General features: G+C 65.7%; 9 protein-coding genes. All 9 read left to right on the top strand.

What is annotated here, in order from left to right; genetic code table 11:
- Positions 1-59 precede the first annotated feature (59 nt).
- The 9 genes from AC1D0O_RS10365 (at position 60) to AC1D0O_RS10405 (ending at position 11,553) form a co-directional block, all read left to right on the top strand.
- The gene (locus tag AC1D0O_RS10365) at positions 60-1,118 is read left to right on the top strand and encodes a FecR family protein (protein ID WP_477653440.1); all 1,059 of its coding nucleotides are present in this window, start codon (positions 60-62) and stop codon (positions 1,116-1,118) included.
- 157 nt (positions 1,119-1,275) lie between these two features.
- A complete protein-coding gene (locus AC1D0O_RS10370; RefSeq protein WP_477653441.1) occupies positions 1,276-3,666 on the top strand; it encodes a TonB-dependent siderophore receptor in 2,391 nt (796 codons plus the stop codon).
- A 91-nt stretch (positions 3,667-3,757) separates the two neighbouring features.
- Positions 3,758-5,071, top strand: coding sequence for a lysine N(6)-hydroxylase/L-ornithine N(5)-oxygenase family protein (locus AC1D0O_RS10375; protein WP_477653442.1), 1,314 nt, complete (start codon positions 3,758-3,760; stop codon positions 5,069-5,071).
- 15 nt (positions 5,072-5,086) lie between these two features.
- Positions 5,087-6,316, top strand: coding sequence for an MFS transporter (locus tag AC1D0O_RS10380; protein WP_477653443.1), 1,230 nt, complete (start codon positions 5,087-5,089; stop codon positions 6,314-6,316).
- The gene (locus AC1D0O_RS10385; protein WP_477653444.1) at positions 6,306-6,911 is read left to right on the top strand and encodes a GNAT family N-acetyltransferase; all 606 of its coding nucleotides are present in this window, start codon (positions 6,306-6,308) and stop codon (positions 6,909-6,911) included. The genes AC1D0O_RS10380 and AC1D0O_RS10385 overlap by 11 nt, the downstream gene beginning before the upstream one ends.
- Positions 6,908-8,791, top strand: coding sequence for an IucA/IucC family protein (locus AC1D0O_RS10390; RefSeq protein ID WP_477653445.1), 1,884 nt, complete (start codon positions 6,908-6,910; stop codon positions 8,789-8,791). Before AC1D0O_RS10385 ends, AC1D0O_RS10390 begins: the two co-directional genes overlap by 4 nt.
- Positions 8,788-9,615 carry a siderophore ferric iron reductase gene (locus tag AC1D0O_RS10395; protein ID WP_477653446.1) on the top strand — a complete coding sequence of 276 codons (828 nt, stop codon included), beginning with the start codon at positions 8,788-8,790 and terminating at the stop codon, positions 9,613-9,615. The genes AC1D0O_RS10390 and AC1D0O_RS10395 overlap by 4 nt, the downstream gene beginning before the upstream one ends.
- Before the next feature lie 75 nt (positions 9,616-9,690).
- Positions 9,691-10,845 carry an aromatic ring-hydroxylating oxygenase subunit alpha gene (locus AC1D0O_RS10400; protein WP_477653447.1) on the top strand — a complete coding sequence of 385 codons (1,155 nt, stop codon included), beginning with the start codon at positions 9,691-9,693 and terminating at the stop codon, positions 10,843-10,845.
- Positions 10,846-10,893: 48 nt separating this feature from the next.
- Entirely contained in the window at positions 10,894-11,553 is a 660-nt protein-coding gene (locus AC1D0O_RS10405; protein ID WP_477653448.1) for a DUF1345 domain-containing protein, read from the top strand.
- Positions 11,554-11,721: the final 168 nt, after the last annotated feature.

An 11,721-nucleotide genomic window follows, 5' to 3' on the forward strand; every position in this document is an offset into this window, starting at 1 on the left:
TCCCGGCCTAGGGTTTTGCTGTGCTCGTGCGTCTACATCCAAGAGCCGATAAGCACACCATGACCATCCCGCCGCCAGCCCACCCGCCAGCCGCACCGTCCACTGACCCCGACGAAGCGGCGCTGGATTGGTTCGTGCGGCGCGCGGGTGGGCTGCTGGCTGCGGCGGACGAGGCCGCATTCCAGGCCTGGCTGGCAGCGGATAGCGCCCACTTCGCGGCTTTCGCGCGCCACCAGGACGACTGGCGCGCGCTTGATGCGCTGCCGGCGGAAGGCCTGCGCACGCTGAGGCAAAACCTCGCCGACGACAAGGCTGCCGCCGCACCGCGCCGGCAGCCCTGGTGGCGCGAACTGTCCACCTGGGCGCCGCAAGGCGCACTGGCCGCCGTGGCGCTTATGGTCTCCTGCGGCGGCTACCTGGCCTGGGGCTTGTGGCAGCAGCAAGCTTTGTTCACGCAGACATTTGCCACCGCGCGCGGCCAGCAGCTTGAGGTGACCCTACCCGAAGGCAGCCGCCTGAGGCTGGACACCCTCACCAGCGCCGAGGTGGCGCTGTACCGCGGGCGCCGCGAGGTCCGCCTGCCACAGGGCCAGGCCATGTTCCAGGTCAAGGGCGATCCCGCGCATCCCTTCGACGTGCTGGCCGGCCCTCTGCGCATCACGGTCGTCGGCACGCGCTTTTCGGTGCGCTACACACCCGGCGTGCCGGGCCGCGCCGGCGTGCAGGTTGCCGTGGAAGAAGGGCGGGTGCGCGTGGCGCGCGCCGAACGGTCTTCGGCGGGCGATGCCGGCGTTGAACTCCTCGCCGGCCAGCAGATCGCCAGCGACATGACGGGCCTGCTGGGCGCCGTGTCCGCCGTTCCCGCCGCAGGCATCGCGCCCTGGCGCGAAAGCCGCGTCAGTTTTGACGACACGCCTCTGGACCAGGCCCTGGCCGAGTTCGAGCGTTACGGCCCGGTGCATCTCACGGTGCGCGAGCCCGCCGTCGCCGCGCTGCGCGTGACCGGCACCTTCGACCCGCGGCGTCTGGACAACTTCTCGCGCATCCTGCCGCAGGTCCTGCCCGTGCGGCTGCGCGAACGCGACGGCGAAGCCGAGATCGTCTCCGCCGGCCACTGACCGGCAACCAGCTGGCCGCTCGCCGGCCATCAAACCCCGTCAATTCGCGGCGCGAAAAATTTTTGCACCCGACCTAGGGTTTCCCAAACCCCATGCGTCTACATGAGAAGGATTCTTATTTGAACCTCATTTAACCCTTCTTCCGGAGATTGCACGCATGCCTCGTTCCCGCTTCCACCTGCCCCCTTTGGCCTTGTTTTTGGCCCTCGGCAGCCCGGTGGTTTATTCCCAGGGGGCTGCCGGCGCGCGGGCCGCCACCCCAGTGCAGATCAGCATGGGGGCGCAGCCCCTAGCCCAGGCGCTCAACAACCTGGCGCAGCAGGCCGGGCTGGAATTGATGGTGCAGCCCGCGCTGGTGGCCGGCAAGACGGCGCCCGCGGTCTCCGGCCGGTTGACGCCGCAACAGGCGCTGGACCGGCTGCTGGCCGGCAGCGGGCTGGCGGCCAGCATTGACGGCAATGTGTTTGTCGTGAAGGCGGCTTCGGCCGCGCCGGGTGCATCGACCCTGCCGGTGGTCACCGTGACGGCCGGCGCGGAGGAAACCGCCACCAGCGGCGGCAACGGCTACATCGCCAGGCGCAGCGCTTCGGGCTCCAAGACCGACACGCCCATCATCGAGACGCCCCAGTCGATCTCGGTGGTGACCAAGCAGCAGCTCGAAGACCAGAAGCCGCGCAGCGTTCCCGAAGCCTTGAATTACGCGCCCGGCGTTTTCACCGGGCTGGTCGGTTCCTCCAACCGCTACGACTACGTGGCCCTGCGCGGCTTCAAGGACAGCAGCGTCGACAGCACCCTGCTCGACGGCCTGCGCATGCTCAGCGACCAGGGCAGCTACACCTCCATGCAGGTCGACCCTTATTTCCTGCAGCGTATCGACGTGGTGCGCGGCCCGGCCTCGGTGCTCTACGGCCGCGCATCGCCCGGCGGCCTGGTGGCGCTGACCAGCATGACGCCGCAGTACCAGCCCTACCGCGAAGTGCAGCTCACGGTCGGCAACCGCAACCGTCGCGAAGCCGCCGTCGATCTTTCCGGCCCCATCGACAAGGACGGCGTGATGGCGTTCCGCGTGACGGCGCTGGCGCGCTCGCTCGACTCGCAGTTCAGCACGGTCAAGGAAGAGCGCCAGGCGCTGGCCGCCTCCCTGGCGATCAACCCGTCCACGGACACACGATTGCTGCTGCAGGCCTACCTGCAGGACGACCCCGAGGGCAGCTACCACAGCGGCGTTCCGGCGGATGCCAGCCTCAACGCCGGCCACAACGGCCGCCTGATTTCACGCTACTTTTTTGATGGGGATCCCAGCGTCGAGAAATACCAGCGAAACCAGCGCTTCCTCGGCTACCAGTTCGAGCACGCCTTCAACGACGCCTGGAAATTCCGGCAGAACTTCCGCCACGTGAGGGCAGACACCACGCTGCGCCAGATCTACGGCTTTGGCTGGGCCAGCGCCAACGAGCTGACCCGCTTTTATTCCGGCGCCAACGAATCGACGCGCGGCAACACCATAGACAACCAGCTCGAGGGCCGCTACCAGACCGGCTCGCTCAAGCACACCGTGCTGGCCGGGCTCGACTACCAGAAGCGCCGCGTCAGCGGCAGCTGGGAATCGGGCAGCGCGCTGCCTATCAATGTGCTCAACCCCAGCTACGGCGCCCCGGGCCTGAGCGGCGTGACCAGCGACCCGATTGACCGCAAGCTGGAACAGACCGGCCTCTACCTGCAAAACCAGACCGAGCTGGACCGCTGGCGCTTCACGCTGGGCGGACGCATGGACTGGGCCAAGGCCTCCAACCAGTACGGCACCGGCAACCCGGCGCAGTGGAGCGGCTCCAGGTTCACCAAGCGGGCCGGCGTCGTCTACCTGTTCGACAACGGCGTCGCGCCCTATGTGGGCTACTCCGACGGTTTCAACCCCAGCCTGCGCAACGACCGGCTGGGCAACAACCTGCAGCCCGCCGAGACCAAACAAGTGGAGGTCGGTATTCGCTACCAGCCCAAGGACTCCAACACCTTGCTGTCGGCGGCGGTGTACGAGCTGTCGCAGAAAAATGTCGCCACGCGCCCGGTGGGCGTTTTCTACTACGAGCCCACCGGCAAGGTGCGCTCGCGCGGCCTCGAGCTGGAGGCCCGTTCCAAGCTGAGCCGCAGCGTATCGGTGATCGCCAGCTACACCTATACCGACATGAAGTTCACCGAGTCCTCGGACGGCTTCACCGGCAACACGCCCTACCAGGCGCCGCGTCACATGGCCTCTGTCTGGGGCGACTGGAACTTCACGCCGGGCTACACCATGGGCGCGGGCGTGCGCTACGTGGGATCGAGCTGGGTTGACAACGCCAACAGCATGAAAGTGCCGCCCTACACGCTGGTGGACCTGATGCTGCGCGTCGACCTGGCCCAGCTGAACCCCTCGTTCAAGGGCGCCAACCTGCGCCTGAGCGTCAACAACCTTTTCGACAAAAGCTACGTGGCCTCGTGCCTGAGCCAGCAGTACTGCTACTGGGGCGATGCGCGCAGCATGGCCGCGACCGTGACCTACCAGTGGTAGCGGCGCGGCCGGCTTTGCCGCCGGCCGCGTGCATTCTTTTCACCATCATGGCCGCCACCCGGCGTGCCATTCCATCAGGGAGCTGAGTGCAATGAACAAGAATATTTATGACTTCGTGGCGATCGGGCTGGGGCCCTTCAACCTGAGCCTGGCCTGCCTCGCGGAGCCCATCGCCGGGCTGAACGCGGTCTTCCTGGAGCGCAACGCGGAGTTCAACTGGCATCCCGGGATGCTGATCGACAACACCACGCTGCAAAACCCCTTCCTGGCCGACCTGGTCAGCCTGGCCGACCCGAAGAGCTACTTCAGCTTCCTGAACTACTGCAAGGAAGAGGGGAAGATCTACTCCTACTACTTCCGCGAAAGTTTTTACCTGACGCGCGCCGAGTACAACGCCTACTGCCGCTGGGCCGCGGCGCGGCTGTCCAAGGCGCGCTTCGAGTACGACGTGCAGGAAATCGTCCACGACGCCGAATCCGGCTGCTACGTGGTGACCGGCGTGCAGGGGCCGCAGCGCGAGCCCTTCATCATGCGCTGCCGCAAGCTGGTGCTGGGGGTGGGCTCCCGGCCGCTGTTCCCCGCCTGCTGCGCGCCCGGCGGCCACCGCTACCTGCACACCGCCGACTACATCACCAGCAAGGCCGAGCTGCAGAAAAAGCGCTCCATCACCATCGTCGGCAGCGGCCAGAGCGCGGCCGAGGTCTACCACGACCTGCTGAAAGAGGCCGAGGCGCACGATTACAGCCTGACCTGGATCACCCGCTCCTCGCGCTTCTTCCAGATGGAGACCACCAAGCTCACGCTGGAGATGTTCTCCCCGGACTACATCGACTACTTCTACAACCTCGACGACGGCAAGAAGGAGCGCATCGTGCGCGCGCAGGACAGCCTTTACAAGGGCGTCAACGCCAGCCTGATCAACCAGATCTACGACCTGCTCGACGACAGGCGAAAGCAGGGGCCGCTGCGCACCCACCTGATCACCAACTGCGAACTGCAGGGTTGCCGCTACGACGCGGCGGACGGCTGCTACGAGATCGAGTTCCGCCAGCTCGACAACGAGGCGCGCTACGCGCACCGCAGCGAGGGCCTGGTCTTCGCCACCGGCTACCGCGAGAACATCCCGGCCTTCGTCGACGGCATACGCCACCGCCTGCGCTGGGACGAGCAGGGCCGCTACCGGCTGGCGCGCAACTACGCCGCCGACTTCAACGGCGGCGAGATCTTCGTGCAGAACGCCGGCCAGCACACCCACGGCATGACCAACCAGGACCTGGGCATGAGCTGCTACCGCAACTCCTACATTCTGCGCGAGCTCACCGGTGTCGAGCACTACAAGATAGAGCGGCGCGTCGCGATCCAGGATTTCACCATTCCGTCCACCGCGGACTTCGTCCTGCTCTGAGGTCAGGCGCATAGCATGAACCTCAGATTCCACATCATCACCATGACGGTGCTCGCCGTCATCAGCGACGCCATCCTGATTCCCTTCTACCCGCAGTTCTTCAGCGCGCGTTACGGCATCGACAGCCCCGTGCACGTCGGCGCCTACGTGGCGGCGATTTCCATCGCCGTGATGTGCACGCTGCCTTTCTGGGCGCGCGTGGCGCGCCGCGTCGAGCCGCTGCACCTGCTGGTCTACACCCAGTTCGCCGCCGGCACCTTCAGCCTGCTGAGCGACCGGGCGCTCACCGTGGAGGCCTACTGGGTGCTGTCCATGCTGATGTTCATGTGCAAGAGCAGCTACCTGCTGATGTACCCCTACATGATGCGCCTGACCCCCAAGGAGGAGCACGCGGCGACCATAGGCATCCTGTCGGTGGTGGTGCACTTCGGCGCCATCTTCGGCGCGGTGGTGGGCGGCTTCGTGCTGCAGACCTGGGGGCCGCACGCCAGTATTTTTGCCATGGCCGCCGGCGACTATTTCCAGATGGCCGTCTGCTTCTACCTGATACGCAGCGGAAAAATCATCCGCGTCAACACCGGCGAGCAGGCGCTGGCCGAAGCCACCGAAGCGAAGCGCGTCGGCCTGCTGGCCCGCCTGCCCATCCTGAAGCTGGCTCTCGTGATGCTGATGTTCGACTTCAGCGCCTACCTGATACGCCCCTTCTTCGCGCTGTACTGGCAGAAGATCACCGGCAACGACAGCGAGCTGCTGTCCGGCATGGCCTTCGCCATCCCCGGTGTGGTGGCCATCATCGCGCTGCGCCTGCACGCCTGGATACGCGCGCGCGGCGGCCACCTGCCCGACCACACGCTGGGCAACCTGCTGCTGGGCGCCGCCGGCCTGCTGCTGCATGCCGCGCCCGATCCGCTGCTGGTCGTGCTGGGGCGCGTGCTCTACGGCTGGGCCTTCTTCCAGATCATCGTCAAGCTCGAGGTCAACCTGTTCCGCCTGTCCACGCCCCAGCGCTACGCGCAGGACTACAGCATCACCAACTTCTTCCAGAACATGGGCGTGCTGCTGTCCTCCTTCGCGGCCGGCGCCATCGTCAATCACTACGGGCTGCATGTGCCCTTCCTGCTGGCGGCCGGCGGCTTTGTGCTCACCGCACTGCTGGACCGCCTGATCCTCAAGGTGCCCAGCGCCGGGCACCTGGATGAACCCGCCAATGCCGCTACCTTGAAGGAGCCCGCCCATGCCAATTGACACCCTCCACCGCCGCGCCGATGCCGAACTCAGGCCTTACCGCGACGAGGCCGGTTTTGTGTTCCGACCGCTGCGCATACCCGCCGACATCCCCACGCTGCACCGCTGGTTCACCCAGGAGCGGGCCGCCTTCTGGCTGATGCAGGACAAGACCGAGGCCGAGGTCCGCGAGGCCTACCAGCGCATGCTGGATTCCGGCGGTGCCACGCCCTACATGGTCTGGCACGAAGGCCGGCCCGCCTTCCTCGCCGAATGCTACGACCCCGCTCAGGACCGCATCCGGGCCTTTTACGAAGTGCGGCCCGGCGACCTCGGCATGCACATTTTTATAGCGCCGCCCGAGCGGCGCATCGCCGGCTATTCGCGCACCGTGTTCCATGCGCTGATGCGCTTCATGTTCGAACACCTGGGCGCGCAGCGCATCGTCGTCGAGCCCGACGCCAGCAATCACAAGGTCCATGCCTTGAACCGGTCGGCGGGCTTCGCCTACGACCGTGATGTGGTCTTCCCCGAGAAGATCGCCAGCCTCGCCTTTTGCACACGGCGGGATTTTGAACAGGCTACGGCCGCTACCTTAGAGGAAGTCCATTCATGAACGTCACCATCGCCAACCAGATCGCGCACGACCCGGCCCGCTTCGCCGCCCACTTGACGCCAGAGGCCTGGGCCCAGGCCAACCGCCTGCTGCTGCGCAAGGCCATCGCCGAATACGCCCATGAGCTCATCGTCGAGCCCGAGCAGCTGCGCCCGCGCGACGGCGGCTTTGCGCTGTACCAGCTGTTTTCAGACGACGGCGCCGCCTGCTACCAGTTCGAGGCACAGCGCCTGGCGCTGCGCCATTGGTTCATCAAGCCCGAATCCATCCACAAATACCTGAAGGGCGCCGAACAGCCGCTGGACGCGCTGCAGTTCATCATCGAATGCCGCCAGCGCCTCGGCATACGCGAAGAGCTGCTGCCCATCTACCTCGACGAGATCAGCAGCACGCTCTTCGGCAGCGCCTACAAGCGCATGAAGGCCGACGCACCCAGCAGCGCCCAGCTGGCCGACGCCACCGACTTCCAGTCGATTGAAGTCGCCATGACCGAAGGCCATCCGGGTTTTGTCGCCAACAACGGGCGCCTGGGCTTTACCGCGGCCGACTACCAGGCCTACGCGCCTGAAGCAGGTTCGGAGATCCGTGTGGTCTGGCTGGCCGTGCACAAGGACCATGCGGCTTTCTCCAGCATCTCCACGCTCAGCTACGAACAGCTGCTGGCCGAGGAACTCGGCCAGGAGACCGTGGACGGCTTTACCCGCGAAGTGGCCGCGCTGGGCGTGAACCCGGCCGACTACAACTTCATGCCGGCCCACCCGTGGCAGTGGTTCAACAAGCTGTCCATCGCTTTCGCCGGCTACGTGGCCCAGCGCAAGATCATCTGCCTGGCCTACGGCCACGACAACTACATCGCCCAGCAGTCGATACGCACCTTCTTCAACACCAGCGACCGCAGCAAGCGCTACGTCAAGACCTCGCTGTCCATCCTCAACATGGGCTTTATGCGCGGCCTCTCGCCCTATTACATGTCCGGCACGCCGGCCATCAACGAGTTCATCAAGAAGCTGGTGTCCGGCGACGCCTTCCTGTGCGCTAACGGTTTCACTATCCTGCAGGAGGTCGCGTCCATAGGCTTTCGCAACCACTACTACGAGGCCGCGATACCCGCCGACACGCCGTACAAAAAAATGTTCTCGGCGCTCTGGCGCGAGAGCCCGCTGCCGCTGCTCAAGCCCGGCGAGCGCCTGATGACCATGGCCGCGCTGCTGCACGTCGACAAGGACGGCCACGCACTGCTGCCCGAGCTGATACGCCGCTCCGGCCTGGGTGCCAAGGCCTGGCTGCAGAGCTACCTGAAGGCCTACCTGACGCCGCTGCTGCACTGCTTCTATCAACACGACCTGAGCTTCATGCCGCACGGCGAGAACCTGATCCTGGTGCTCGACAAGCATGTGCCGGTGCGCGCCATCATGAAGGACATCGCCGAGGAGTGCGCCATCCTCAACATCGAGGCCAAGGCGCTGCTGCCCGAGCGTGTGGACCGCCTGGCGGTCGACGTGCCCGACCACTTCAAGCTGCTCGGCATCTTCATCGACGTGTTTGACGGCGTGCTGCGCCACATCAACCAGGTCTTGGTCGAAAACGCCTGCTGCACCGAGGACGACTTCTGGCGCGCCGTGGCCGACTGCGTCTCCGACTACCAGGACGCCCATCCCGAGATGGCCGCGAAGTTCGCGCACTACGACATGTTTGTGCCCGAGTTTCTGCATTCCTGCCTGAACCGCCTGCAGCTCGGCAACAACGTGCAGATGGTCAACCTGGCCGATCCCGCGTCCAGCCTCAAAATGGCCGGCAACCTGGTGAACCCGATTGCCGGCATGCGCCGCCGCGCGGCCAGGCGGCCCGCTGCGGAAACCGCGGTGGAAAGCGTCGCATGAGCTTTGACATGCGGTCAGGGGATTCGGTGCACGACAGCGCACCGGTGCCGGCCTGGGCCTGCGCGCCCGACGCCGACCTTGCCCGCGTGTTTCAACTGGCCGCCTCCATCGCGCCCGCGCTGCGCGGAAAGCAGGGAGATGCGCCGTTGCCTGCCGCGCTGCGCTACGGCGAAGAGGAGGGCGCGGCAACAGTCCCCTTGCGGGCGCTGTGCCGCCACTGGGAACAAGCCTATCCCGAAGCCGGCGCGCTTTATGTGGCGCTGCGCTGCTGGGGGCTGGCAATCTGGCAACCGGTCTACCTCTGCGTGATCGCCGCGCACCTGGACACCCACGTCCCGCGGCTCGCCGGCCTGGCGCAGCCCGTGGTGGACGGATTTCCCAGCGGCTTTCAGTTGCCGTCGCATGCGCCCATCAAGGCCGCGGCGCTGGCTTCGCGCCTACGCAATGCGGCCGGCGAGCTGCGCGGCTTGTGCCAGTCCACGCGAGCGGCGCTCATGCCTATGGTGGCCCTGCATGCCCGTGCCGCCGACCGGCTGCAGGCCGAGTGTGTGCTGGGTGCACTGCTGCTGGTGCACCGCAGCAGGCCCGGCCTTCTGGCCGATGCCGAGGTCCCCGCGCTGGGAGAGGAATGGCTGGCCCAGCTCGGCATCCCCGGCGGCTGCGGCTTCTTTGCCTACCGGGCCCGTGACGGGACGCCCGCGCTCGCCCTGGATCGCAAAGTGTGCTGCCACTACTTTCGCCGCCATGACGGCGAAAAATGCAGCACCTGTCCCAAGCTCCCGCTCGACAAGCGCATCGCCCGATTGCTGGCCGATCCTTCGTAGTCCGGGCCATTGATTCCGCGATGCGGACCTGCCTTTGTCAAGGCCGGTGTGCCTCGCCACGCCCTGGAGAGTTCCATGAACGATATCGCACGCCTGGTGCATCTCATGCCGGCCGACCCGCAACTGCCCGTCAGCGCCTACTTCGACGAGGCCTTGTTCGCGCGTGAACAGGCCTTGATCTTCAAGCAGTCCGCCCGCTACCTCGGCCATGAAAAAGCCGTGCCCCAGGTCGGCGACTGGCACCGGCTCGCGCAGGAAGGGGGAGGGCGCGTGCTGGTGCGCAACCCCCAGGGCGTGGAGCTGCTGTCCAACGTCTGCCGGCACCGGCAGGCGCTGATCCTGGGCGGCGAGACCGGCAACGTCAGCGGGCCGGCCAACCCCAAGGGCAACCTGGCGGCGGCCGGTGGGAACATCGTCTGCCCCTTGCACCGCTGGACCTACAACAGCAGCGGCGAGCTGCTGGGCGCGCCGCAGTTCGAGCAAAAGCCCTGCAAGAACCTGCAGCGCTTCCCCCTACAGAACTGCCACGGCTTGCTGTTCGAAGGCCCGCGCGACCCGGCGCGCGACATGGCGCCCTTGTTCGAAAGGCCGGAGTTCGATTTTTCGGACTACGTGCTAGACCACGTGGAAGTGCACCAGTGCAACTACAACTGGAAGACCTTCATCGAGGTTTACCTCGAGGACTACCACGTCGCGCCTTTCCACCCTGGCCTGGGCAGCTTCGTGAGCTGCGACGACCTGAGCTGGGACTTCGCCGACTGGTACAGCATGCAGCGCGTCGGTGTGCACGAAGCGCTCAACGCGCCGGGCTCCGACATCTACAGCGCCTGGCACGACCGCCTGCTGCAATATCGCACCGGCACGCCGCCCGATTTCGGCGCGGTCTGGGTCACCTACTTTCCCACCCACATGATCGAGCTTTATCCGCACGTGCTGGTGCTGTCCACGCTCTACCCCAAAGGGCCACAGGACACGGTCAACGTGGTGGAGTTTTATTACCCCGAAGAGATCGCCGCCTTCGAGCGTGAGTTCATTGAAGCGCACCGCGCCGCCTACATGGAAACCGCCAGAGAAGACGATGAGATCGGCGAACGCATGGACGCGGGCCGGCGCGCGCTGCTGGCGCGCGGCACCTCAGACACCGGGCCCTACCAGTCGCCGCTGGAAGACGGCATGCAGCATTTCCACGAGTGGTACCGGCGCACCATGGGTGCTTCAAGCCCGCCTTGAAAGAAAGGCGGGCTTGAAGCCGGGGTGCCACCGGCCCCACAATGCGCCATGCGCAAACACTTCTCCGAAACCACAGGCCCGCAGCGGCTCACCCTGGGCCTGGTCACGGGATTGATTGTGGCCGCCTTGCCGCTGCCCCTGGGCTGGCAGTTCTGCGGCCTGCTGGGCTGGTGCGCCGGCGTCGGCGTTTACCTCGGGTTGGCCTGGTGGCTGTGCGTGCGCTTTGACGCCAAACGCACACGCGAACGCGCGCAGGCCCAGGACGAACCCAGTGTGGTGCTGTTTTTGCTGATGCTGCTGGCCACCATGGCCTGCGTCGCGGCCATCACGCTGATGATGCAGCAGGCCAAAAACCTCTCGGGCATGGAGCGCACGCTGCACATCGTGCTCGCCGTCGCGGCACTGGCGGCCTCCTGGCTGTTCATGCAGACGATTTATGCCTTCCGGTACGCGCACCGCTATTACCACGAAGAAAAACTCAACGAACCCGACGGCCCCGGCCTGTGTTTCCCCGGCGGGCTGGACCCGGACTATTTCGACTTTCTGTACTACGCCCACGTGGTCGGCATGACCTCGCAGGTCTCCGACGTGCAGGTCACCTCGCGCGAGATGCGCCGGCTTACGCTGGTACACAGCGTGCTGTCCTTCGGCTTCAATATGCTGATCCTGGCGCTCAGCATCAATGTGGTGGCGGGGGCGTTGCAGTAAACCCGGTTGACCATTCGTCGAGGTGATCCACAAAGGATCTCGGGTTCAGATAAGTACGCCATTTGGATTACATCGCGCGCGATCTTGCGCTGGATGACTTCTACTAAAAGTATGTGAGATGACTAAGACGAAAATCTCGAAGCAGAGATTTTGTTGTCTATACGCACA

Source organism: Polaromonas sp. P1_F2, from assembly GCF_056405735.1.

Excerpts from the sequence above, each read along its gene's own strand:
- AC1D0O_RS10365 (WP_477653440.1), top strand. The coding sequence starts at position 60 with ATGACCATCCCGCCGCCAGCCCACCCGCCAGCCGCACCGTCCACTGAC.
- AC1D0O_RS10370 (WP_477653441.1), top strand. The coding sequence starts at position 1,276 with ATGCCTCGTTCCCGCTTCCACCTGCCCCCTTTGGCCTTGTTTTTGGCC.
- AC1D0O_RS10375 (WP_477653442.1), top strand. The coding sequence starts at position 3,758 with ATGAACAAGAATATTTATGACTTCGTGGCGATCGGGCTGGGGCCCTTC.
- AC1D0O_RS10380 (WP_477653443.1), top strand. The coding sequence starts at position 5,087 with ATGAACCTCAGATTCCACATCATCACCATGACGGTGCTCGCCGTCATC.
- AC1D0O_RS10385 (WP_477653444.1), top strand. The coding sequence starts at position 6,306 with ATGCCAATTGACACCCTCCACCGCCGCGCCGATGCCGAACTCAGGCCT.
- AC1D0O_RS10390 (WP_477653445.1), top strand. The coding sequence starts at position 6,908 with ATGAACGTCACCATCGCCAACCAGATCGCGCACGACCCGGCCCGCTTC.
- AC1D0O_RS10395 (WP_477653446.1), top strand. The coding sequence starts at position 8,788 with ATGAGCTTTGACATGCGGTCAGGGGATTCGGTGCACGACAGCGCACCG.
- AC1D0O_RS10400 (WP_477653447.1), top strand. The coding sequence starts at position 9,691 with ATGAACGATATCGCACGCCTGGTGCATCTCATGCCGGCCGACCCGCAA.
- AC1D0O_RS10405 (WP_477653448.1), top strand. The coding sequence starts at position 10,894 with ATGCGCAAACACTTCTCCGAAACCACAGGCCCGCAGCGGCTCACCCTG.